The 23,801-nt window shown below is 60.6% G+C and carries 24 protein-coding genes; 8 read left to right on the top strand and 16 right to left on the bottom strand.

What is annotated here, in order from left to right; translation table 11 throughout:
- Positions 1-9 precede the first annotated feature (9 nt).
- The 11 genes from ACILSI_RS07205 to ACILSI_RS07155 form a co-directional block, all read right to left on the bottom strand.
- Positions 10-720: a TonB C-terminal domain-containing protein gene (locus ACILSI_RS07205; RefSeq protein WP_395721185.1), complete on the bottom strand. Its 711-nt coding sequence runs from the start codon at positions 718-720 to the stop codon at positions 10-12.
- Between the two features lie 16 nt (positions 721-736).
- A complete protein-coding gene (locus ACILSI_RS07200) occupies positions 737-1,138 on the bottom strand; it encodes an ExbD/TolR family protein (protein WP_395721184.1) in 402 nt (133 codons plus the stop codon).
- A gap of 9 nt (positions 1,139-1,147) precedes the next feature.
- Positions 1,148-3,016 carry a DUF2341 domain-containing protein gene (locus ACILSI_RS07195; RefSeq protein WP_395721183.1) on the bottom strand — a complete coding sequence of 623 codons (1,869 nt, stop codon included), beginning with the start codon at positions 3,014-3,016 and terminating at the stop codon, positions 1,148-1,150.
- Between the two features lie 18 nt (positions 3,017-3,034).
- Entirely contained in the window at positions 3,035-4,711 is a 1,677-nt protein-coding gene (locus tag ACILSI_RS07190) for a ShlB/FhaC/HecB family hemolysin secretion/activation protein (protein WP_395721182.1), read from the bottom strand.
- A 186-nt stretch (positions 4,712-4,897) separates the two neighbouring features.
- Complete coding sequence (locus ACILSI_RS07185; RefSeq protein WP_395721181.1) at positions 4,898-5,785, bottom strand: hypothetical protein; 888 nt, start codon at positions 5,783-5,785, stop codon at positions 4,898-4,900.
- Between the two features lie 91 nt (positions 5,786-5,876).
- Positions 5,877-7,109: a hypothetical protein gene (locus tag ACILSI_RS07180; protein WP_395721180.1), complete on the bottom strand. Its 1,233-nt coding sequence runs from the start codon at positions 7,107-7,109 to the stop codon at positions 5,877-5,879.
- Between the two features lie 62 nt (positions 7,110-7,171).
- Positions 7,172-8,020, bottom strand: a complete 849-nt coding sequence (locus tag ACILSI_RS07175) for a PEP-CTERM sorting domain-containing protein (RefSeq protein ID WP_395721179.1) — start codon at positions 8,018-8,020, stop codon at positions 7,172-7,174.
- Positions 8,021-8,360: 340 nt separating this feature from the next.
- Positions 8,361-8,873 (bottom strand): peroxiredoxin family protein, encoded by a 513-nt coding sequence (locus ACILSI_RS07170; protein WP_395721178.1) that lies wholly within the window; start codon positions 8,871-8,873, stop codon positions 8,361-8,363.
- A gap of 150 nt (positions 8,874-9,023) precedes the next feature.
- Positions 9,024-9,659 (bottom strand): response regulator transcription factor, encoded by a 636-nt coding sequence (locus ACILSI_RS07165; RefSeq protein ID WP_395721177.1) that lies wholly within the window; start codon positions 9,657-9,659, stop codon positions 9,024-9,026.
- Positions 9,656-11,863 (bottom strand): ATP-binding protein, encoded by a 2,208-nt coding sequence (locus ACILSI_RS07160; RefSeq protein WP_395721176.1) that lies wholly within the window; start codon positions 11,861-11,863, stop codon positions 9,656-9,658. Before ACILSI_RS07160 ends, ACILSI_RS07165 begins: the two co-directional genes overlap by 4 nt.
- A 106-nt stretch (positions 11,864-11,969) precedes the next feature.
- Entirely contained in the window at positions 11,970-13,256 is a 1,287-nt protein-coding gene (locus tag ACILSI_RS07155) for a sulfatase (protein WP_395721175.1), read from the bottom strand.
- A 69-nt stretch (positions 13,257-13,325) separates the two neighbouring features.
- Here ACILSI_RS07155 and ACILSI_RS07150 point away from each other — a divergent pair, with 69 nt between their 5' ends.
- From ACILSI_RS07150 to ACILSI_RS07125, 6 genes are all read left to right on the top strand, one after another.
- Positions 13,326-13,631 (top strand): hypothetical protein, encoded by a 306-nt coding sequence (locus ACILSI_RS07150; protein ID WP_395721174.1) that lies wholly within the window; start codon positions 13,326-13,328, stop codon positions 13,629-13,631.
- Positions 13,632-13,710: 79 nt separating this feature from the next.
- Entirely contained in the window at positions 13,711-14,019 is a 309-nt protein-coding gene (locus tag ACILSI_RS07145; protein ID WP_395721173.1) for a hypothetical protein, read from the top strand.
- The gene (locus ACILSI_RS07140; protein WP_395721172.1) at positions 14,016-15,359 is read left to right on the top strand and encodes a radical SAM protein; all 1,344 of its coding nucleotides are present in this window, start codon (positions 14,016-14,018) and stop codon (positions 15,357-15,359) included. The genes ACILSI_RS07145 and ACILSI_RS07140 overlap by 4 nt, the downstream gene beginning before the upstream one ends.
- Complete coding sequence (locus ACILSI_RS07135) at positions 15,356-16,096, top strand: prolipoprotein diacylglyceryl transferase (RefSeq protein WP_395721171.1); 741 nt, start codon at positions 15,356-15,358, stop codon at positions 16,094-16,096. The genes ACILSI_RS07140 and ACILSI_RS07135 overlap by 4 nt, the downstream gene beginning before the upstream one ends.
- Before the next feature lie 3 nt (positions 16,097-16,099).
- Positions 16,100-16,891: a hypothetical protein gene (locus tag ACILSI_RS07130; protein ID WP_395721170.1), complete on the top strand. Its 792-nt coding sequence runs from the start codon at positions 16,100-16,102 to the stop codon at positions 16,889-16,891.
- Between the two features lie 149 nt (positions 16,892-17,040).
- Positions 17,041-18,501, top strand: coding sequence for a DUF1501 domain-containing protein (locus ACILSI_RS07125; RefSeq protein ID WP_395721169.1), 1,461 nt, complete (start codon positions 17,041-17,043; stop codon positions 18,499-18,501).
- 26 nt (positions 18,502-18,527) lie between these two features.
- Here the strand turns inward: ACILSI_RS07125 and ACILSI_RS07120 are convergent, their stop codons facing one another.
- Both ACILSI_RS07120 and ACILSI_RS07115 read right to left on the bottom strand, forming a co-directional pair.
- Entirely contained in the window at positions 18,528-19,403 is an 876-nt protein-coding gene (locus tag ACILSI_RS07120) for an endonuclease/exonuclease/phosphatase family protein (protein WP_395721168.1), read from the bottom strand.
- A gap of 87 nt (positions 19,404-19,490) precedes the next feature.
- Positions 19,491-20,477, bottom strand: a complete 987-nt coding sequence (locus tag ACILSI_RS07115) for an endonuclease/exonuclease/phosphatase family protein (RefSeq protein ID WP_395721167.1) — start codon at positions 20,475-20,477, stop codon at positions 19,491-19,493.
- An 83-nt stretch (positions 20,478-20,560) separates the two neighbouring features.
- Here ACILSI_RS07115 and fabG point away from each other — a divergent pair, with 83 nt between their 5' ends.
- A complete protein-coding gene (fabG, locus tag ACILSI_RS07110) occupies positions 20,561-21,307 on the top strand; it encodes a 3-oxoacyl-[acyl-carrier-protein] reductase (RefSeq protein ID WP_395721166.1) in 747 nt (248 codons plus the stop codon).
- A gap of 42 nt (positions 21,308-21,349) precedes the next feature.
- Positions 21,350-21,889 (top strand): hypothetical protein, encoded by a 540-nt coding sequence (locus ACILSI_RS07105; RefSeq protein WP_395721165.1) that lies wholly within the window; start codon positions 21,350-21,352, stop codon positions 21,887-21,889.
- A 22-nt stretch (positions 21,890-21,911) separates the two neighbouring features.
- Here the strand turns inward: ACILSI_RS07105 and ACILSI_RS07100 are convergent, their stop codons facing one another.
- Genes ACILSI_RS07100 through ACILSI_RS07090 form a run of 3 tightly spaced genes read right to left on the bottom strand, consistent with a single transcriptional unit; the run spans position 21,912 to position 23,554 of the window.
- A complete protein-coding gene (locus ACILSI_RS07100; protein ID WP_395721164.1) occupies positions 21,912-22,571 on the bottom strand; it encodes an N-(5'-phosphoribosyl)anthranilate isomerase in 660 nt (219 codons plus the stop codon).
- Positions 22,561-23,010, bottom strand: a complete 450-nt coding sequence (locus tag ACILSI_RS07095; RefSeq protein WP_395721163.1) for a hypothetical protein — start codon at positions 23,008-23,010, stop codon at positions 22,561-22,563. Before ACILSI_RS07095 ends, ACILSI_RS07100 begins: the two co-directional genes overlap by 11 nt.
- Positions 23,011-23,020: 10 nt before the next feature.
- On the bottom strand, positions 23,021-23,554 hold the full coding sequence (locus tag ACILSI_RS07090) for a hypothetical protein (RefSeq protein WP_395721162.1): 534 nt from the start codon (positions 23,552-23,554) through the stop codon (positions 23,021-23,023).
- Between the last annotated feature and the right edge of the window lie 247 nt (positions 23,555-23,801).

Genomic DNA, 23,801 nt, shown 5'->3' with positions numbered 1-23,801 from the left:
GAGAAAACTTCAGTTCGGTTTGCGCGCGCTGATGCGCAGATTGATGGGCATGGGCATGTCGTTCGGCGGCGGTTCGGTGAGCACGAGGCCGTTGAGCACCTCGTTTTCGATGGCGGTATCAACAGCGCGGTCTCCGGTGCTGCTGCTGAGCCTCACACGCGTGATGCGGCCGGTGGCATCGCTCCAAATTTTGACGGTGTTGGTGAATCCGGCGCGCTTGGTCAGGGGATGCTGACGCAAGGCCTCGGCGATGCGTGTCTGCACCGTGCCCGCGTACCAGCCCCACTTGCTGCCGCCTTTGCCGGTGCCTCCGCCGATCATGCCACGGCCACCGCCGCTGCCGCCGCCAAGAGCGAGGCCACTACCTTCACCACCACCGATGGCGGTGCCAATGGGCTCGTCCTTCGGTTCGTCCGCAGGCTTGTCATCCGGCTTCTCGGCGATTTCTTCGGGAGCCTGCTCGATCATCTCCTCCTCTTTCTCCTCCTCGGGTGGCGGCTCCTCTTTCGGAGGGGGCGGCGGAGGCGGGGGCGGTGGCGGCGGGAGCACCGGCATGACCATGACCATCTCCATTTTCTTTTTTGACGTGGACTTGGAGGGCTTGTGATTGGCGTACATGTAACCGCCTCCGGCGAGCACGAGTCCGCCGATGATGATCAGCACGAGGTTGCGCTTGAAAAAGCCCGGCTCGTCCTCGTCTTCGATGTCCTTGGTTTTCATGATCCTGTGGGGTGATTTATTTCCGGGCCTGTGTCGCCAGGCCGATCTGCGTGATGCCAATCCGTCCGACGACGTTGAGCACGTCCATGATGCCCTGGTACTGCGAGGCGCTGTCGCCACGGATGACGACGGGAAACTCCGGTGTGCTGGATTTGAGCGCCTCCAGCTTGCTGGAGAGTTCGTCGAGTGTGACCGGCAGGGTGTTGAGGAAGATCTTGCCCTCGTTGTTGACGGTGATGGCCTGCATCTTCGGCCCTTCGATGGGTTTGGAGGAGGCCGGCCCGCCACGCGGCAGGTTCACCTTCACCCCCTGCACGCCCGCCGTCGTCATGATGATGAAAATCAGCAGCAGCACGAGGTAGAGGTCCACCATCGGCGTGACGTTGATGTCGTCGTAGGATTTGTTGTCGGCGTCCATGGCGTGCGCTTACTCCTTGTAGTGTTCGGCCATCTTGGTGACGAACTCGTCGATGAAGGTCTCCATGTTGGAGACCACGTCCTTGATGCGTGAGCTAAGATAGCTGTAGATAAACAGCGCGGGAATGGCGACGGCGAGACCGGCCACGGTGGCGAGCAGCGCGCCCGCGATGCCAGGTGCGATCGAGTTCACCTCCACCTCGCCAGATTTGGCGATCACGGCGAAGGTGATCATCACCCCGATGACGGTGCCGAGCAGGCCGAGGTAGGGACCACCGGCAATGCCGATGGTGAGGAAGACGAGCTTGCCATTGAGCTTCTGCACCTCGCGCACCATGCCGCCATGCAGCACGGCCTTGATGGCTTGGATGGAGCGGCCGGAGAGACCCATGATCTGACGCTCCTTCTTTTCCTTCGGGTCCAGGGTGATCTCACGCACGGATTTCATGCGATGGCTGATTTCCTCCGACCCCAGGTGGTAAAGCTGATACAGCGGCGACTGCCGCATGAGCTTCTGCATCTTGTTGCTCACGGTGCCGCCGATGTTTTTGACGCTGTCCGAATCCTCATGGTCGATGGCGGTGAGGTCGGAGGAAATCTTCTCCCAGCGCTTCATGAACTCCTTCGACGCCTTCTCAATCGTGTTGAGATACATGATTTTCCCGGCGGCGATGATCCAGCCGACGATGGCGAGGAGGGTGCAGAGGAAGATCACCACCCAGCCGTCGAAGGTCAGATCTTTGGAGATGTCCGTGATGAGCGTGAGATGCTTCATAATCTCGCTCTCCTCCTCGTGATCAGAGGCGACATCCGAACCGACGACGAGCAGCTTTGCCGCGTCCGCGCTCGTTCCCTGGTTCGTGGCGGCAAACTGGATGAAACCGGCCGGACGCGCCGTCTTGGCGATCTGGAGTTCGTCCAGTTCACCGGTGAAGCCAGCGAGGCTGGCTGCCGCAGGAGAGGAGTCTTTGTCGATCTCCACCGGAGTCTTCAGTGAAGGCATCGCAGCAGTGACCGCGCCGTAGGATTTGCCATCGAGATACACAGTGATTGTTCCCGCGTCCACCACAGCGGCCACATGATGCCAGCCACCAGCGGCGATGGGCGCGCCCGCGCTGCTGCGCTGCTTGTTGACCTCCACAAACGGCACGCCGTTGTCCAGCCCCAGGATGAAGGCGTTCGCGCCATCACGACGGCTGAGAATGACCGCGTTAGGTTGCAAGGCGCTCGGCTTCACCCACACGGACACGGTCAGCGGCGCTCCCGGTGCCCATTCTGGCAGCGGCGGTGCGTTCACCTTGATCGGCGTCTGACCGAACACGCGCAAACCGCCGCCAATGAGCGATCCTGCGGCAGGTGGCGGAGTGCCTTCAGCGTTCGCGCCGGTGGCGGAGGAGTCCGTGCCTGCTTTCGAGGCATCCGCGAAGTGATAGGCCAACACGGTGTTCTCATCGTAGATTTCCTTGGCTGGATCGACGGCCACGGCCTCGGTGGTGTTGCCGTAGTAGAGCCAGATCGCGGTGGTAGCGGCAGGTTTGAGGTCTGGCACATTCACCCAGACGTAGGCCTCGTTCAAAAGAGAGTCCCACTTCTCGACGTGATGTTTGAGCACGGTCTTGTGATCGTCGGCGGTGAACCGCAGGTCGCTGCCATCCTCCTTCGATGACATGAAGTTGAAGACACCCTCATGCAGCCGCACCAGCACGGTCGTGGTGCCGATGGGATCAGTGATGGCGACGCCTTTGCCACTGGTGTCGATGTCGATCTTCTTGCGGATCGTCCATTTGGCGTCCCACCAGTTTTTTTCCTCCGCGTAAGCAGAGGTGATGAGGGCAAGGCCGAGCAGCAGAGCAGAGAACAGATGGTTTTTCTTGGTCATGATCAGGAAGCGGGGAAATCAGAAATCGACGCCGAGGCGGAAGGTGAAGTAGAGGTCGTGTGCGATGGCATTGGGCTGCGTCACGAGCGGCACGCCCATGTCGAGCGAGCCGGTGATGTGGTCGAGATAGCGAAAGCGCGTGCCAATGCCGACGCTGGCCAGATCGTGCGTGCGTCGCTCGCCCGGCAGCGGGCTGTTGACGTAAAGCTGGCCGCCTTCGACGAAGCCGTACACCCGCCACTCGTTGGCCTTCTCTTTGGCGGAGCCGATGAAGGACGGGCTGCGCAGTTCGAGCGAGCCAAAGACGCCGGAGTCCCCGAGCTGGGTGGCGATGAGGTAACCACGCACGGTGTTGAGACCACCACCGGCGATCTGTTCAGTGTTGATTAGCGGCTGCGCCGCCGCCTGGCCCTGGACGTGTGCGTAGGCTTGGAATCCACCGGGCAGATCCTGAGTGTGGGCCATGTCACCACGGACGTAGAAAAAATTGTCCTTCGCACCGAAACGCCGCGCCGCGAACTCGCTTTGAGAGCCTCCCATGCTGGCAAAATGGAACACCGCCGCCGCATTGAACTCGGTGAATGAATTGTCACCCACATGACCGGCTGAATACGAAAGCGTGAATGGATAGTAGCTAATCGGAGAGGAGATGACCGCGCCGCCTGCGTTCACGTCCTGCACGAAGTCCTTGTAATCGAGGCCAAAGCTCAGCGAGTGGAAGTAGCCAGTCTCGGCGGGCAGCGTCTTCATGAGACGCAGGCCGATGATCTTCCCCTTCCCGATCACCGCGCCGCCGCCCAGCGTCGAGATGTTGCTGTCCTGCACCGCACCGGTGAGCATGACACTCAGGCCTTCGACACTTTCGACCGGCATTTGGTAAAAGCCGGAATAGACCGTGCCATCGGATGGCTTCTCCGGCGCCACCTGGAAGCTCAGGCCCAGCGTGTGACCGAGCTGCCAGAGATTGCTGTAACTGAGCGAGCCGCTGAGACGCAACGGCACGGTGTTGGCATTGTATTGGTTGTTCAGCTCCAGGCTGCCATGCAGCGGCAGCTTGTCCTCCACGTTGAGGTCGATGTCCACCGTGCCGGGCACCACACCCGCCCGCAGTTCCGGGGTGATCTTGCGGTCACGCCAGCGGTTCAGCGCCTGGATGTCCTTGGTGATCTCATTGAAGTTCGGCACCATGCCCTCCGCCATCGAGTCTGCTTGAGCCTTGATCTTGCTGGGCAGGAAATAACGCGAGCCTTTGACGCGCAGTCGGCCCACCGGAGCCTCCACCACGTTCAGGTAAATGATGCCACGCGCTCCGGTCTGCTGCGGCACCTCGACGTACACCGTCTGGTAGCCTTTATCCTTGTAAACCTTCTCCAGCCCCAGCCGCGCCTGCTCGATGTCATTCTCCGAGCGCCCCGATCCCATGAAAGGATACACCGCCTTCTCGATCTCGATGGGTTTCAGAATGTGATTCCCTTTCACGCGATACTCACGCACATAAAGATTGCCGAGCTGAGACACGGCCGTCTGTGGCTGGGCCTGCGTGGCATTTGGAGAAGTGGCGGGAGGCTCCACCGCCGCCATGGCCCAGGTGCTGATTCCCGCCCAGCACAGCGCCGCAGACCACCGCCGACCACCTGCCAGAAGGGTGTGAGTCAGGCTGTCTGAGGCTTGGGAGTGATGCTTCTTTTGAATCATGCGCGCCGGTTCCGAACCGGGCTAGCCTTTCCATTGCGCACGCTCTTTCCTCAAGTCAGCCACGGTTACGAATGCGTCACATGACGGAGGCAAACATGCCTTCAGGCACTGCCTTTGAGCCTTTTTGGGCAACGATTTTGACTGAATCGCCCTCCTCAGACATCGCTCTTTGCTTCAATCCGCCCGTCACTTGCCAGTCACCGCCTTCTGCGTCGCCTCCAACTGCACGCGCACGAACACATCCCCACCATACATGGAGGAGAAGAACTCATCCTGGTCCCGCTGGAGTTTAAACCAACGCTGACGGTACAAGGGGCTGGCCGCATCTTGGCCCGCCGCTTCTTGTTGCAGTGCCTCCGCAAACTGGGCGCGCATTTGATTCAGTTGCGCCGCGGTGCCTGCGTCGAGCGTGGGATCGGTGACCGTCATCGGCAGCGTGCCCGGTTCTGTGTCGGCCTCGGGCGCGTTGCCCACCAAAAACGCGGCTGGAATGCCCGCGGTGGGATGGTTCGCAGTCCCTGGGGCTGCTGCGGCAGCGGACTTGCTTTCAGAATCTTCACCGGAAGCCGCTGTTCTGGGCGCGAGTCCTCCGCTGAGAGATAAAGCATGGTCGGCGCTGCCATTGGCAGCAGGCGCTGACACTAGTCGGACCAGCAGTTGTTCCTTCTCCGTGTCGAGTCGCTTCCATTCGGCCTGCAACGCATGCTTTTCGCCGGGCTGAAGCATGCGCTCCATCTGCTGTCGCTTCGTGGTGTAAATTTCTGTCAGTTCACCGGCCACGATGTCTCGAATCGTCGCCTCCGGGCAGCCGATGCCGCGCAGGTTCTTCACAAAAGTGTCAAAATCGGGCGCGTCCAGCTGACTCCACTGAAACGGCTGAGTTTTGAAGATGGGTGCTGCCTGCTTCTTCTCTGCTGAGGGCGCTGGTGCGACCATCAGCACGGATTTCATCTGTGCCCGATTGGACTGCTGCCACGGGCCGAGCGCCAGCCCTCCAAGTATCAGGTTCAAGACCAGCGAGGCCGTGAGCAGCGGGCTGGAGCGGAAAAGAGGAAACAAAGTCGTGCTTTTCATGAGAGGGTGAAAAAGAAAACTGGAGCTGACGACATTCGTCAGCTCCAGCGTGGATTTCAGATCAGGTTTTCACCTGGGTGAGTTTGAGCGATCAAGGTCCGACGGTGGCACCGTCAGACTGACGGCCCACATGCATCTGCGAGACACGCAGACCTGCCGCGCCCAGCACAGAGGCGTTGTCGAGCTGAGTGGCCAGGTTCGTCTTAAACTGGGTTTCATCTGTGTTCAGACCACCAGGGGTGTAGAGGTGGAGATACCCCCAGGCAGTGTAGTTGCCTTCATAGATGAGATTCGCGTTGGAGCCGTCATACAGCACTCCTTCATAAGACAGACGCACTGCGCCGTTGCTGACAGCAGTGGCAACGTCGGTGACGCCCATCCAGGCGACCAGCGAAACCGGCAGCCCGTTGGTGACTTCATCTCCAAATTCGTCCAGCAAAATGATCGACGAGGAGGTCATGCTCATGAAGTTACGGATGGTGCTGCCGCTGGAGTAGCCACCATTGCCTGCGGTGGTTGAACCCACACCGTCTCCCACGGGCCAGAGCTGCGCCGAAACAATGCTGCCAGATCCCACCGCGCCAGTGCTGACGAGTTTGAACTGCTGCACCGGGGTGAAGACTCCATACTTGGTTTCCGCAAGCTGAGTGATGCGTGTGCCGGAGCCATTGTCACGCCCGACAGCCATCACCAGATCCGTGTGAGCCGGATTGCCAGTGAGGATTCTTCTGGGCTGGGTGCCATTGGCATACAGAGCGCGGCCCGCCTGCTGCGTCATGTTGGTGAAGCCCACCGTGCCTTTGTTCGCGACCCAACTGAACGGAATGATGGCCAGGTTCGCATTGACCAGAGCCGGGGCCGGAGTCGGGGTGGCAGCCTGGAACACGTCGGAAAACGCGTATTTGGCCGTGGCGCTCTCTGTCGGGGTCTGGCTGACTGCGGCATTGGCGTAGCCATTGCTGCCAGGCAACGCCGAGGCAGGAATGAAACTGAGGCTGTTGCCTTCAGCCACATCTTTGACACCCGTGGCGGAACCGGTCCAGGTGCACTGCACCGTGGTGACACCAGAGATGCCTGAGGCTGTGCCCTGAACTATGGTGTAATCTGAATTCTCATAGCCAGTCTGGGTGGCGGCGGTGAGACCGACGATAGCACCATGGGCGATCTTGCAGTTGGCCTCACCGCCCATCATGGCGATGATGGCCTTGTGCGTACCTGCACGAAAGGCGGTGGAACCGGTGAGACGAACAGTCACGTCGGCAGAGGCCTGCTGGGCCAGGGAAAGGGCCACAGCGATGGCGGCGGTTTTGAAGTACGATTTCATTGATGAGTAAGAGATAAAAAGATGAATTTGAATGGATGAGTTGAGGAAAACAGCGGGTCGCATCAGGCCTTCACGCTGCGACGACGGCGGAGCAGCAGACCACCCAGGCCAAGCGCGGCCAGAACGGCACGGCTGGGCTCAGGAACAGCCGCAGGTGAGTCGAAGCTGACCACACCCGCGCTGCTGATTTTGAACGTGCCCTCGTAAGTGCCGAGTCCAACGGGGCCCGTTGGATTGGCGTAGGTGTTGGTGCCGACCGCGCCACCCGAGGAGTTCAAGATGCGATAGAGATCCAAGGCCGTTCCCGAGGCCCCGGAACCGAAGCTGCCTTCGATGCTGCCACCCACTCGGAACGAGTCCGAGCCAGTGTTGTTGATCGACCAGCTTCCTGCCGATGCGGAATTAAGCACCGCGCTGGTGGTGCCAGTCGCAGCGGCATAGGCGGTTCTCAAACCTTGGATGTCATTGGCGGTGTCGCCACGCGCCGTTTCGGTTCCGATGGTCCATGGGGTGGAGGTCTGAGTTCCCGGATTGTAGCTCGTTTGAGCCGCCGAGAGGTAGTTTGTCCTTCCAGGATCGCCATCAACCGAAACGCCAAGAGTGCTGGCGGTTCTCACGCCAACAACACCCCAGAACAAGTCGGAACGCGTGTCCCAGCCAGCACCATAAGTGTTTGTCAGCTCAGTGCCGATGTTGATGATGGAGGCGATGCTCGAGGTGGCATCACGATAAATCGTGTCAGCCTGACCAAGATTGACGATCAGGTTGGAGGTGGAACCGGTGCCGCCTGTGGCACGGAAGCCGAGGAGAAGGTCCCCGGCGACAAAGGTGGCGGCGTTGGCTGGCAGCGCCGCCGCTGTGATCCCAGCCACGGCGAGCGCGGTGAGAAGGTGTTTGGTTTGTTTCAGCATGTGGGTGTGTGTGTGTCGGTAGTTTGAAAAAATGATCATCTTCAGTGGAACCGAAGCCATCATCGCCATTGACCGGCGTGAGCTTGGTAGCCGGAGCCGGCAGCCGCTGCCAGCAGTCGAGGGTGACGATTTGGTAACTTCCCTGCGCTTCGCACAGCCCATGATTCTCCCGTTATAGGAAGCCGGCTTGTCCCACCGTGTCTGAGAAGAGAGCGGGACATGATCAAGAAGCAAAAGCGGATACGCAGCCGCAGGCGTGCGGTGCGTGAAGCACGCCGTTTTCATATCTTGAGCGCCTCGTTGCCGAAGCTCTTTGTCGTGAAGAAATCGTCACAATCCCTCACCGCGTCCGGGCCGCCGCCAGCTCGCGCGCCAGCACTTCCTGTAGTCTGAGCACTCCCTCATAATCCGCTCCGCTGGCCTGGTAGGCGATGCTGCCGTCCCAGCGCAAGACCACGATGCGTGGCACATACTTGCTAAAGTAGCGCGTGTAGATTTCCTGCTTTGGATCAGCGGCCAGCGGGAAGGTCAGCCTGTGCTCACCGCCGATTTGAACCAGTTCTTCACGCGCATGACCACGGCCAAGCGCGATCATCTGAAAATCATCGCGCCTGCGAAGTTTCTGAAACACCTCGTTCTCCAGGTATTTCATCTGCGCAAAGCAGGCAGGGTTGCTGGAGGAGAAGAAATAAAGCAGCACCACCCTGCCCATCTGCGCGGAGAGCTTAAATTCGCGCGAATCCGTCGTGCGGCAGGAAAAATCCGGCGCGGCATCTCCCACGCTGTGCAGCGTGGTGGACTTCACATCTTTGTCCAGATTGGACGCATCCACAGCTTGCCCGAAGGAATTCATCAACCAGTTGGACAACAGAAAAAGGACAACAAGCAAGGCGGGCGGAAATTTCATCACCCCTCTGCCTGAGCATTCTCAGACCTGTCCGTCAAAGACGGAACCGTGAACAATCCGACACTCAACCACAGTGCATCCAGAATAACCCGCCTCCTAGGCGTCAGCATCCTGCCCGGCAGGCAGGACACCGAGCCGGGCGGTGGCATGCACCAGCTCGGCCACGGAGGCGATGCCCATCTTCTCGGTGATGTGCATGCGGTGAACCTTGATGGTCTGCTCACTGGTGCCGAGATCGGCGGCGATCTGCTTGTTCAACTGGCCTTTGATGACGTGCCGCAACACCTCCAGCTCACGTGGGGTGAGCAGCGCCAGCCGCGCCCGTTCCTCCGCCAGCTCGGCCTCCTTGGCGCGGCGGAGCGCCCCCTCGGTCAAGGCCACGCGCAGAGCAGCCAGCAGTTCGGCACGCTCCACCGGCTTGGTGAGAAAATTCACCGCGCCGGCTTTGATGGCGCGCACACTCGTCGGGATGTCTCCCCGGCCGGTCAGAAAAATCACCGGAAGGACCGCGCCGGCTTGATTCAGGCGCTCCTGCACGTCCAAGCCGCCCAGCCCTGGCATCGAAACATCCAGTACCACACAATCCAAAGACGCCGTGGTGAATTGCTGGAGGAAGTCTTCCGCTGACCCAAACGTGCGGACGTGAAACCCCTCCCCGAGCAAGAGGCGGCGCAGCGCCCGCAGCATTTCAGGCTCGTCATCCACGAGACCGATGGTCGGAATGTGTGTCATACGGCTCCTTTCAATGCGGGAAAGAGGACATGAAATGTCGCGCCTCCATCCGCATTCGGTTCGGCCCACAAACGGCCCTCGTGCGCGGTGACGAGCTTGCGGCAAATCGCCAGCCCCATGCCAAGCCCGTTCGCCTTGCTGGTGTGAAAGGGCTTGAAGATCTGATCCACATCCGCAGGCAGGCCACAACCCCGGTCCTGCACGGTGAGGTGGACGTGGTCTCCCTCCTTCGCGCTGGTCAGCGTCAGCACCCGGTCTTCGTGCGGAGTTCCTTCCATGGCGTCACGCGCGTTGACGATGAGATTGAGCAGCACCTGCTGGACTTGAACACGGTCTGCCAGCACCTGCGGAAGAGGATCCTCAAGCTTCAAGCTCACCGTGATGTCATGCTCGATGAGGTCACTGCGGGTGAGGCGCAGCACCTCCTGGACATTCTCGTTGATATCCACCGGCTGGCGTGTCGTTTTCCCGCGCTCCAGCAGGGCGCGCAGCCGCTTGATCACATCCCCAGCACGGCAGTCCGCGCTTACGATGTCCGCCAGAATGTCGCTCACCTCGGCCAGATCCGGCGGGTCATGGGCCAGCAGGCTCTGCGCGGCCTGCGCGTTGCTCAGGATGATGCCCAGTGGCTGGTTCAGCTCATGCGCGAGCGAGCCCGACAGCTCCCCAAGCGAGGCCACACGCGAAAAATGGGCCAGTTGCTCGCGCTGATGGGTCACTTCACTCTCAATGCGCCTCTGCTCACTCATGTCGATGCCAATGCCGATCATGTGCGGCTTTCCAGCCATCTCCACCCGCACGCCAGTGAACAGATAGGGCACCTTGCGCCCGCCCTTGACGATAAGGTCGAGTTCGACCGTTGCCTGCCCCGCCGTGAAAACCCGCTCCCATTCACGAGTCATCCTTTCCAAATCCGCTCCATCAAACCATTGGGCCACATGGACATTCCGCAATTCGTCATAGGTGTAACCCGTCAGAAATTCAAAATTCTTGTTCCAACGCAGCAGCCGCCCCTCGGCATTGTAGAGATAAATCATGCCAGGAACGCTGTCGAAAATCGCCTCCAGCAGCGCCTTCTTCTGCAGCAAGTCATTCTCCACCAGTTTGTGGTCCGTGATCTCCAGCGTCACACCGGTCAGCCCGATGATGCCGCCCTTTTCGTTGGCCTGGCTGCGCCCCACAGACAAAAACCAGCGCACGCTGCCATCCGCGCTCAGCATCCGGTATTCCACCCGGAACAAGCGGGCCACTTCCAACGCCTGTTCAAGGGTTTGCCGCACTTTGGAGCGGTCCCCTGCATGCATTCTGCTCAGGACATGCTCCAAACTCAGATCCTTGCCATGAAACTCACCGAACAGCGCCAGCGTCGAGGGCGCGACCCAGTAAGTGAGCGATTTCTTGTCCAGGCTCCAAACTCCGATGCTCGCAGCTTTCGTGGCCAGGCTTAGGCGCTCCTCGCTGAGACGCAACTGCCTCTCGTTCTGCTGCAACTGCTGGGAGAGCCCGTGTGCCTGCACCAGGCGGGAACTCAGCTCGTAACCGATCATCGCCACCATCCCCAAGAAGAACACGCTCGCCATGACCGGCGTCTGGACACTCCCCGCCAACACCAGGTGGACATGCACCACTGCCGTGATCCCGATAAAAAGGGTGCTGACGCCCACCAGGAGCACGGTGCGCCGCTTTCCCCGCCGCCATTCAGAGACACAGACATCCGCGACAAAGGCCAGCAACACCACGAGGCTGAACTGACCAAACCGCGACCATGCGCTGGGCTCCCCCACCGCCACCGAGGCCTGTCCACCCAGGAACTCCACCCTCTTCACCGCAGAGATCGTCACATAGTTGAAATTCACCGGAGTGAGGAAATTCACGACCAGCACCAGCGTCCGCAGACCACAAGACAGCCAAGCCAGCCACGGACGCCCCACGCGGTAATAAAAATGGATGAATCCCACCAGGGAGACAAATACCCCCCACACCGGCACATGACACCAACGCAACCACTGCCCATAGGCGACCGCCGACACCTCCCGTGCCATCGCCAGCTCAATGGCCGCCATTCCCGCCGTGCTCGTCACCAGCAGGGCAAACATCAGGTTCGCCCAAGCATCCCGCTGCCGGAACCAGACCAAGTAATGCACGGCCGCCAGCGTCAGACACGCGGAGGCAACCATCGAAAAAATGACCGTGATCCAATCCATGCAGGGGGTGAGTCAGCTTAAGCGAGGATCATATCAGGGCTGCCAGCCGATTGTCACTCTTCTCTCCATTCCTGCCACTGAACCCAAGGAAAGGATCAGGCTTCGGTCAAGGCTTCCACCATGCATCCAGCTTGGCAGACAACTCCTTCACTTTCTCAGCACTCCCTGCGGCCAGATTCTTCTCCTCGGTCGGATCGGCCTTCAAATCGTAGAGTTCCACGACGTCATCGGGCTGGTTGGCTTGGTTCGGCACAATGAGCTTGGTGCTGCCCTCGACGATCCAGCGCCATCTCAGGCTGGAGGCGGGGACGTTCAGATCCACGAAGTTGTGGGTGAAGCACTCGCCGTAGATGGCCTTGCGGGCGGTCACGGCGGCGGCGTCCAGCAGATTGATGCCCGGCATGGCCTTCGTCGGCTCCAACCCGGCGGCCTTGAGCAGCGTGGGCGCGAGATCAATCGACTGCGCGAGATCGTCCGACATCTTCGGTGTTACCTTGCCAGGCCAGCGGATCATGATGGGCGAGCGCAGGCCGCCGTCATATTGACTCTGCTTCGATTTTTCAGCGTAGCGGCCGGTCTTCGGGTTCGTGATCCAGCCGTTGTCACTGACATAGACGAAGATCGTGTTCTCCTTCATCCCGTTGTCGTCGATGTGCTTCACCAGAGCGCCGCAGGTCTCGTCAAACCAGTCCACCATGGCCCAGTACTTCGCCACATGCTCGCTGGGGGCCTTGTCCTTGTATTTGTCGAGCAAGCGCTGCGGCGGCGTGTGCGGATCATGCGGCATCATCGGCGCATACCAGACGAAGAACGGTTTCTGCTGCTGTTTGGCCTCGCCGATGAAGTCATAGATCGGCTGCATCGTCTTGCGGCCAATGTCGAGCCCCTTGTCGCCGTGGCGACCGCCTTCCGTCATGCCATGCGTAAATCCACCGCGTGAGTAGTGTTTCTGCCACCACTTGCCGGTTTGCAGGCTCAGGTAGCCTTTCTGCGCCAGCATCTTTGGCAGCGTGCCGGCCTCTTCGAGGTGCTTGCTCATCACCTCGCGCCCCGCCTCAAACTCCGGCCCCTTGGCCTGGCCCTTTTTCTTTCCGGCGCCGGGCATGAGCGGCGGGTCGTTGCTCGTCACCTTGTGCTGATGCGGATACAGCCCCGTGACGATCGTCGCTAGGCTCGGGCAGCACAGGCTGCTGGTCACATAACCACGGCGAAAGGTCAGGCTCTCGCTTGCGAGGCGATCCAGATTCGGTGTCTGGATGGTTTTGTGTCCCATGAAGCCGTAATCACTCCACAAGTGGTCATCCGAGATGATCATCACAATGTTCGGCGGCGCATCTGCGGCAAAAACGAACAACGGCAGGGCCAGCAGGGAGAGAAGAAGTCGGCGGATCATGGGCGCAGATGAACGATAGCGTGAGAAAGCATCTTGCCATTCAATTCGGTTCGCGATTGAATCGCAGCCATGGAAAGCAACAACCGCCCGCTAATCTCCCAGAGCCGTCGTTGGTGGTGCCTGTGGCTGCTGGCCACGGTGATCCTGCCTGCCGCCGCAGGGGTCGTCTATCCGTTTATGGCTCTCGCCGCCATGAGTGAAGTCTGGGCGCTTGTAGCGCTAATTATTTTGGTGCTGCACTTGGCCACGAGCACCAAGCTCGATGACCGGGGCTCTGGCTGGGCGGCGGGACTTCTCATTCTGGGCGGCTGGATCATGATTCCCACGTCATTCTTCCTCGGCTGCGCCGCCTTTGTTGGGGTTCATTCTCGATGATCCCCTCAACCAACATGCGGCTACGATTCCATCTCAAAGCATCTTGCCAGCGCGAGCGATTCGCGATTGAATCAAGATCATGACTGAATCCACGCCACCACCCCTGCCAGCCAAAAGCTCCTGGTGGTCTGCCTGGATTCTCGCCACGGCGGTCATTCCTGGCCTCACCCTGGCTGTGCTGCCGTTGCTGCCAGAGAATAACAGCCTGCCACAGACGATCATGGCTCTGGGAGGCATCAGCGCTTTAGTCCTGCACATCGTCTCCAGCATCAAACTGGGCAAAGGCCGTTCCGCAGGTCTCGTCGTCGGTCTGATCTTCGGTGGCTGGGCACTTATGCTGGCTTCCTTTTTTGCTGGCTGCCTCGTGCTTGTGACCATTAGCGGATGAACGCCACACTTCTCAAACGCACCACCTCGCGCTGCCCGCAATGCCACCAACCCTGCCCGGCCACGGTGGAGCAAGTGGGTGGCAAGGTGTTCATGAAACGCCGCTGCATTGCGCATGGTGAGTTCAGCTCCTGCATTGCCAGTGATGCGCGGTTTTACTGGCTGGCGCAGGGCAAGGAGGAGAACCGCTGCTGCTCCGGTGGTGCGTGTTGCGATGCGACCGGCAGTAACGCTGGAACCTTGGGCCGCAATGCGGAAGGACGTGGCACCAATCCCATCGAGACGCTGTCCACCTGCCTCGCGCTGATCGAGATCGTCAACTCCTGCAATCTCTCCTGCCCGACTTGCTACGCGGACTCTCCCATCGGCATCGGTTCGAAGGTGGATGCTATCCAAATGGCCGACATTCAAGCGCGGGTGAACGGCGTGATCGCCCGCAAGGGCAAGATCGAAATCCTTCAGCTCTCCGGCGGCGAGCCCACGCTGCATCCGCAACTGGCGGACCTCTGCCGCTGGGCCAAGGCACATGCGCAGATCGACTTCTTGCTGATCAACACGAACGGCGTCCGTTTTGCCAAAGAACCCGCGCTGTGTCACGAACTCGGCGAAATCTTTCGCGACGGTGGCTTGCAGGTCTATTTACAGTTCGATGGCCTACAGGAAGCTGGGCACACCGCGCTGCGTGGTGCTGATTTGCGCGAAGTGAAGCAGCGGGCGCTCGCCAATCTCGCAGCGGCGAACATTCCCGTCACGCTGGCGATGACGGTGACGCACGACAACCTGCCGCATCTCTGGCAGACGATTCGTTTCGGCCTCGATGATGCCAACATCCACGGCGTGACCTTCCAGCCGGAGTTTTTGAGCGGACGCAACGAAGCGGCCAACGCCAAGCAGCGCCTCAACACCGCTGACATTCTCATGGCCGCTGTCGAGCAATCGCAGGAGCAACTCCGCTTTGAAGACTTCACCCCCCTGCCCTGCGGCGATCCGAATTGCGCCACCATCGGCTACCTCATCCGCCGTGACGACCAAGTCTGGCACGTCAGCGACTTCCTCGACTTCACCAAGCTGCAAGGCTTCCTCCAAGACAAAATCCACTACACGCTCGCGGATCTCGCCAAATGCGGCTGCGAGAACGAACCACTCGGCGAACTGCTCAAGACGATGGAACAAACGCGCAGCATGGCCTTTCGCCTGATGGTGAAGCCGTTCATGGATGCGTGGACATGGGACGAAGACCGCATCGACCGCTGCTGCACCCACGTCATCCGGCCGGATGGCAAGCTGGACTCCTTCTGCCGCTACTATTCCGGCTTTCCTGACACAAAAGCAGCTTTGTGAACCCATCGCCCCAGCATCAGCTCATTCCCGGCAGCGCCGCGTATGCCGCGCTCATGACGGCGGGCATTCTCATCGGTGCCGTCTTTTGGTATCGCCGTTCCAAAGGTCAAAGCGACCTGCTGCTCATCTATCTCGGTGCCCTTGTCGGCGGCTTCGCGGGTGCGAAGGTCGCGTATCTGGTCGCGGAAGGCTGGCTCGAATGGCAGCAGCCGGACCGCTGGCTGCGCTGGGCCACGGGCAAGTCCGTGCTCGGCGGTTTACTCGGCGCTTATGCGGGAGTGGAGATCACGAAGCGCCTCGTTGGTCACAAACAGCCCACCGGTGATGCTTTCGCGGTGATCGTGCCCGTGGGCATCCTGCTCGGACGCGTCGGCTGCTATTTGAACGGCTGCTGCCTCGGCAAACCGACCGCTGGAGCGTTTGCGGCTCGCGATGCCGCAGGAATCATGCGCTGGCCTGCGCCAGCCGTCGAAGGTGCATTCCAGATAATCATGCTCATCACGATTATGCTGCTGCAACGTTGTGGTCTGCTGCGTGACCGGCTGTTCTTCCTGTATCTCACCGCCTACGGCCTGTTTCGCTTCTTCCACGAGTTCATGCGCGACACGCCGAAGGTTTTCCTCGGCCTCAGCGGCTACCAAGGCATCGCCCTGGCGATGAGCGTGCTGGGGCTCGTGATGCTGCGGCGGCGCAGCCAATCCATGCTTGCGCACGAGGCCACAAACCGTCAGCCTTGAGCCATGAAACGGGAAAAACTCCGTCGTGCCGCGTTTATGGGCGCTGCTTGCCTGCTCTCCTTTCCCTGGCTCACGCCATGTGTCGGCATCTGGTCGGCGGCGGCGGTGAACGGCGTGCATGACTCGGTGACGAAGCGCTACGAGCCGCTGAACCGCCTGCCTGATGCGAAGCTCAAAGAATGGGCGGCCAAACCGCTGCCGAGGATCGCGATTCTGGACAGTCAGCCGGTTCCCGCCCATCTGCGGGTCACGGATGAAGAATTGTCATTCGACAAGGGGGGCCGAAAGGCGCCACGACCCGGCACGCTCGTCGGCAAAGGAGCCTCCGCGCTGGTGGATGGCGTGACCTACACGCTGACATGGGCGGACCCGTTCACCTGGGTTTCAGGCAATTCGCTGGATGTGGGACCGACGAAGCCGCAGCGGCGGCTGGTACTGTGTGAATCGCCATTTGTGATGATCGAGGCCGGGGACATCCGCTATGTGCGCGAAGGCAAAACGGGCGGAGTCCGTGTTGCGAAGGCCTCGAATGCCAAGGTGACCGTGATCACACCCGATGGCTCCTATTTTGCCGGCGCGAAGCACATTCATTTCCGTGCGCCCACGCAGGAGGTGCTGCTGGAACAGCCTTGGGGGGTGTATTCCGGTACGCAAAACCTCACCCCTGCAAAACCCGGCTCCGTGATGAGTTTGAATTTTGTGAAACGAGGTGTTTCGAGCATCGGCGGGGTGATCGACCGGAAAAGAAGTCGGATCGATTCGATCTTCGTGCAAAAGCATCCGACTGCCCGGTGAGAGGGCTGATGGTGCGCATGGAGAAATGTGGAATGGAGAATGGGTGGGATGCGAAGATCATTCCGGGCCAATCCGCCATTTTCAGTTATCCATTCCTCCATCTCTGAAACCGCAAGCTCCCGCCCCTGCCTGACGTTCTTTTCCGCATCATGGACCCTTTCCTCGAATTTCATCGCAGCCAGACCCGCCGCCAGTTCTTCGGCCAGACCGGCCTGCGCGCGGGCAACATCGCGCTCGCCAGCATGCTCGGCTCGGAACTGGCGCAGGCCGCCAGCACCGCCGTGCATCCTTCCCTGCCCGCGCTGCCGCATTTCGCCCCGAAGGCCAAACGCATCATCTACCTGCACATGAACGGCGCGCCCTCGCAGCTCGATCTGTGGGATTACAAGCCGCAGCTCGCACAACACTTCGACAAAGATCTGCCGGAGAGCATTCGCAAGGGGCAGCGCATCACCACGATGACCAGCGGCCAGGCGCGGCTGCCGGTGGCACCGAGCATGTTCAAATTCGCGCAGCACGGCCAGTGCGGACGCTTTGTGAGCGAGCTGCTGCCGCACACGGCGAAGATCGTCGATGAGATCGCCGTCATCAAAAGCGTCCACACCAGTGCCATCAACCACGACCCGGCCTGCACCTTCGTCATGACCGGTAGCGAGGTGCCGGGCAAGCCGAGCATCGGCTCCTGGCTCGCCTACGGCCTCGGCAGCGAAAGCAACGACCTGCCGGCCTTCGTCGTCTTCACACCGAGCTTCCCGTCCACCGGCAACGCGCAGGCGCTGTTCAGCCGCATGTGGGCCAGCGGTTTCCTGCCCACCAAATACAGTGGCGTGGCCCTGCGTGGCCAGGGCGACCCCGTGTTGTATGTGAAGAACCCGCCCGGCGTCGATCCCACCGACCGCCGCACGATGCTCGACGCGCTCAACAAGCTCAATCAGATCAACCACTCGCGTGTGGGCGACCCTGAAATTCAAACACGCATCGCCCAATACGAAATGGCCTTTCGCATGCAGACCAGCGTTCCCGAACTCACCGACCTGAGCAAAGAGAGCAAGGCCACGCTCGAAATGTATGGCGAGGACGTGCATCGCAGCGGCAGTTTCACCCACAGCGCCATCATGGCCCGCCGCCTCATCGAGCGCGGCACGCGCGTCGTGCAGATCCTGCATCGCGGCTGGGACCAGCACAGCGGTCTGCCGAAGAACATCGCCGCGCAGGTCAAGGACACCGAGCAGGCCTGCGCCGCGCTCGTCATGGATTTGAAACAACGTGGCCTTTTGCAGGACACGCTCGTCGTCTGGGGCGGTGAATTCGGGCGCACGGTTTATTCGCAAGGCACACTGACCAAGGACAACTACGGCCGCGACCACCACCCGCGCAATTTCACCATGTGGATGGCCGGCGGTGGCGTGAAAGGCGGCGTGGAGCACGGCGAGACCGACGACTTCAGCTACAACATCGTCAAAGACCCCGTTCACATCAACGACCTCAACGCCACGATCCTCCACCTCATGGGCATCGACCACCGCAAGTTCAGCTTCAAGTTCCAAGGCTTGGATCAACGGCTCACCGGCGTCGAGGAACATCATCCCGTGAAAGCGGTGCTGGCTTAGAGCAGTCATCACGCCCCGCGTGATGACTACCGCGTGATCTCCACCAGCACGGGCCGGTGATCCGATCCCAAATCCGGCCCGACCTCGCGCTTTCGCACCATCAAGCCGCCTTTCACCAGCACATGGTCGATGGGAATCATGAGAGGGCCGTCGCGTCCCCATGTCGGCACCCACACGGGAGGCACGGAGTTAAACGCCATGCCGCTCTGCTCCATCAGCAGCCGCATGCCCTCGCACCAGGGCGTTGAGTTTAAATCGCAGGCCAGGATGACCTCTCCATCCAGCGGCTTCAGCAGCGCCGCCAGTTCTCGGATGTGCCGCATTCTCTCGTGGAAGTTCTGCTCGCCAAAAGGACGCGGCGGATGCGCCCCGATGAATGTGAGCGGCCTTCCCTCGTGCTCCAGATGCACCATCAACGTCGGCACATCCAAAATCTCAAACCGCTCCATCGGCAGACGTGTGAAGCAGGCCACGCTGAAGTTTCCGAAATTGAGACCGTCGGCATGCTGCGGATACTTGCGGTAGAGCGGCTCCAAATCCTTCCGCCACGACTGGTCCACTTCTACCAGGCAGACGATGTCGGCGTCTGTGCTCAAAACGTGCTCCACCACAGCTTTGCGCTGCAAATTGGTGATGAGGACGTTGAAGGTCAGAACCCGCAGGGGCTTCTGAGCCTGCATCACTTCAACCGGAGCAAAACCGCTGCCAGGGATCGAAACGATCAGCCAGACATTCCAAACACAGGATACGCCCGCAAACACCGCCGTCCGTGAATGACGGCACAGCCAGGCAGTGAAACCGATGGCGACACAGCCGAGCACATATTGCAGACGGAAATGGGCCAGCAGGTCAAACAGCCACCAGAAACGTCCCAGGCTGCCCAGCCAAGTGATCAGAAGCATCAGGCCAAGAATGGCCGGAAGAATGTTTCGAGCACGAGTCGGGTTCATCGGCATAGGCGGACGGCTGAACATAGCATGGCAAAACAGTCAAAGTGCTCGAACTCTTGCCAGCTCCACCACGACCGAGCGGTGATCCGATCCCATCTCCGGCCCGACCGTACGCTTTTGCACGCTCAGACCACCTTTGACCAGCACATGGTCGATGGGAATCATCATGGGCAGATTGAGACCCCAGGTGGGCGGCCAGACGGGATCGACGGAGCGAAATTGCAGGCCGCTTTTCTCGCACAGCAAGCGCATGCCCTCGCACCAAGGGGTGGCGTTGAAATCACCGGCCACGATCACTTCACCAGCGATGCCGTCAACGATGGAGCCGATCTGCGAGAGTTGTAAACGCCACTGCTGCGCTTTCAAACCGCCCATCGGCGCGTCGGGGTGGATGCCTATGAAGGTCAACGGTGCGCCGAGATGATCGAGATTGAGCAGCACGGTCGGCAGTTCCCAGACGGTGAAGCGCCGCACCTCGCTGCTTTTCAGCGGCAGCCGGGTATAACAGGCGATGCTGAAGTAACCGTGGTCGAGCTGCTCCAACCGATGCGGATACTTCACGCGCAGGGGCTCCAGGCTCAGACGCCACGTCTCGTCTGTCTCTAGCAAACACACAATGTCCGCGTCCACCTTCAGCACATGTTCGATGGCGGCGACGTGGTTGTGGTTTGGCGACAAGACATTGAAAACCATCAACCGCAGCGGCTTTTCTCCCTTGGCCTCGATCCTTTCCGCCGTCTGGTGAAACGCATGAATGATCTGCGCATTCCAAAGCAACGAGATCAGCGCCGCGAAGACCATCCATGAGCGCCGCCGGAACAACGCGAAGACCAGCACCACCGCACAAGCGACCAGGTGTTGCAGCCGGAAGTGGGACACCAAGTCGAACGTCCAGTGATACCGCCCCAGACTGCCAAGCCAGGTGAAGGTCAGCGCCAGAACCGCGATGATCTCGCAAATGCCGCCGAACGAGACGGGCATTTTCAAAACAGAAGGTTTGTCGGCAGAAAGGGCTTCGTCACTCATCAGCAAGTCACAATCATGAACGCGGTCCGCGTTGGACGCACCTTCTTCTTGCACGCGGATGACCGCCGTTCATGGATGAAGGCATGGGTAAACTTCAAGACAAGATCGCAGTCGTCACCGGAGCCGGACGCGGCATCGGCAAAGCCATCGCTGAAACCTTCGCCGCCGAGGGCGCGAAAGTCGCCATCATCAGCCGCACGCAGACAAATGCGCAAAGCGCCGCCGATGCCATCAACGCCGCGCACCCCGGCGCCGCCAAGGCTTACGCCGTCGATGTGGCGGACGGCCCGGCCTGCGCCGAGATCGGCAAGCAGATCCTGGCTGATTTTGACCATGTGGACATCCTGGTGAACAACGCGGGTGTGACCAAAGACGGCCTGCTCCTGCGCATGAGCGAGGAGGACTGGGACGCCGTGCTCGACACCAACCTCAAAGGTGCCTTCAACATGCTGAAGGCCGTGCAGCGCAGCATCCTGAAGCAAAAAGGTGCCCGCATCATCAACATCAGCTCCGTCATCGGCCTCATCGGCAACGCGGGCCAGGCCAACTACGCCGCCAGCAAGGCAGGCCTCATCGGCTTCACCAAATCACTCGCCCGCGAGTTCGCCGGCCGCGGTGTCACCGCCAACTGCATCTGCCCCGGCTTCATCGCCACGGACATGACGCACGGGCTCAATGACCAGTTGAAGGAGGAGATCCTGAAGAAAATCCCGCTCGGTGATCTCGGCTCTGCCGAGGACATCTCCGCCGCCGCCCTCTACCTCGCCAGCCCGCAGGCCCGTTACGTCACCGGCCAGGTGCTGACCGTCGATGGCGGCATGGTGATGTGAGGCGGTGTGAAAAGTTCAAAGTTACAAGCCCCTCCTCCTTTGATGAAACGCCCCCACTCCCTGCTGCTGTTGCTGACCGCCCTTCTCCTGGCGAGCTGCGCGAGCACCACCGCCCTGAAAATCACGCCGACTCAAGAAGGCGAACGGGTGACGATCCCCAAGCATCACCTGTCCGTCACGCTGACGCCGGGCTGGAGGATTGCGAAGACCGCCCCCGCCAACACGCTGCTCTTTGCCTCCGCCGCCAACGGGAATCTGCGCTTCGTCATCGTCGGTCCATTGGGCGACAATTCCGGCCCCAAGGACGCGCTCGTCGCCAACGCCGCTTATCAGAAAGGCATCCAGCAGACGCTGGCGGACGGAGGCTTCAGCAAAGTGGACCGCGCCGGCATGTTCCGCGTGGCCGGGGTGAGCGCCTTCCGCTGCGACGCCTCCACGCGGAACAAGTCCCAGTCGATCATGCAGGTGCATGTGCCCTACAACAACCGTGTCTGGGTGCTCTCCTTTTACTCAACGGGGGAGCAAGTCTCCCGCTTCACGGCGGTGCCAAAGATTCTCCAATCACTCCAGTTTTTGCCCTGAGGCGAATGGATGCCGGGGCAATTCACCGCGTGAACCACCCGGTGCGCGCTTCAGTGATGAAGCGGGCGACTTGCGCGAGATCCTTGATCCCCGGCTGCGATTCGACGCCGCTGGCGACATCAACGGCAATGGGATGCGTCTGCTGCACAGCTTGACGCACGTTGTCAGCATTAAGACCACCGGAGAGCAGAATACGCTTGTCGGGAAACATCTCCTGGGCACGAACCGCCAGTTCCCAAGGGAAAGCATGCCCGCCGCCTCCGTAGGTGTCGGGATTGTAGGCGTCGAGCAGGATGGCGGTGCAAGGAAACTCGCCGATCTGCGGCAGCGAGGCGGCATCGCGCACTTGCAGGGCTTTGATGACGTTCACGCCACGATTCATGAGCCGCTCGACATCGTGCGGTGTTTCATCGCCGTGGAGTTGCAGCGCTTGGAACAAGCCGCTGGTGATGGCGGCATCGAGCAACGCGTCATCGGGATTCACCAGCACGGCGACGAGTGCGTTTTTCGCCGCAATATCATGCAATGAAGTCTCTGCGACGGACAAAGGCATGTGGCGCTTGGATTTAGGCCAAAGATTGATGCCCACCGCGTCCGCACCGAGCGCGAAGATCTCCTCCGCCTGTTCCGGGCGCGTGATGCCGCAGATTTTCACGCTGTGACGGGCAGGATCAGGGAACATGAGGCGGGAAAACGGAATTGGTGCGCTCGGGGAGCAATTTGGCGGTGACGCTGAGCAGCACATCGAGCTTGGGCGGCAGCGGCATGCTGCCGCGCACGCGCACATCGCGCTTCAACTCCTCAAATCGCGGCGTGTCGGTGGGGCGGATGAGAAAAATGACCGGCGGAGCGGCATGGGAGCCGGGATGCACCAGCGGATAGGCCGTGCTGAGCAGGCGGTCAAGCATGTCCCCCATCATGTCCGGCAGCGGCAGGGAAAACAGGAAGAGCGAGTATTCGCGCCGCAGCGCCATTTCAAAGGCGCGTTCGGCACTGGGCGCGTCATCGACCTCGCACACACGGAAAGCGGTCAGTGCCTCGCGGATGACACGGCGGAAGGGCAGACTCTCCTCGGCCAAAAGGACACGCGGAACCGCGAGTGGGACGGGATCAGGCGTCATGGAAAGCATGTCAGCTTTCAGGATACACCGCGACAGCCATGACGCCCTCATTGGGCAGCCAGCCGACGACTTCGGCGCGCTTGAGCGGCTTGGAGGCGGTGCCCATGCCTTTGCGCACGGTTTCGAGCACTTTTTTCTGAGTGTCCGCAGAAACGGTGGAGCCGAAATATCCGGCGAGGTCGGTCAAAACGGGCGAGGGGGCATTCACCCCGCCCAGCGTGGTCACCGGCGTGCGGGACTGCCCGCAGGCAATGATGGCCTCGCGGATGGCCTCCGGCGTCATATCACCCGTGACAACCACGAGGCGGCGCAGGCGAGTCTCGGCGGTCGGAGTCTGAACAATCGAAGGCGGCGCTGCGATGGCGGTCCCAGGACTCGCAGGCGGCTTGATCGACTTGGAGGGCTTCAGGAAGCCGCGCGGGCCACTGCTGGATGTGTTAAAATCAAGCCCAGCTCCAAGCGTCTGCGGCAGCATCGGCTCCTCGGCGCGGAGCGCGGTGGCAGACAAGACGAAAACAATGGCGGGAAGGACGGGAAATTTCACGAAGGGGCGGGTTTTATCACGCCGCCTTCCAAGTGACAATCACAAAGATTGGGCAGTCGTTTCGAAAAGTGAGCCAGTGGGTGAATAGCGGCCTCACGGACAGAGCGGTAATCACAACCGCTTGTTCGCATTTTTTCCCTTCGTAAACCGCACTTCTTGACAGGTTGTTCACAAGCGGTTGCGAATTCTCATTCTTGCGGCATCCCATCATTGCAAGCCCTGCGAAAGCCCTACCCCCGAAGACTCA

The organism is Prosthecobacter sp., from assembly GCF_044232965.1.
Classification (GTDB): domain Bacteria; phylum Verrucomicrobiota; class Verrucomicrobiia; order Verrucomicrobiales; family Verrucomicrobiaceae; genus Prosthecobacter.
Note: the sequence above shows the minus strand (reverse complement) of the source record. Positions and strands in the feature narration are given on the sequence as shown.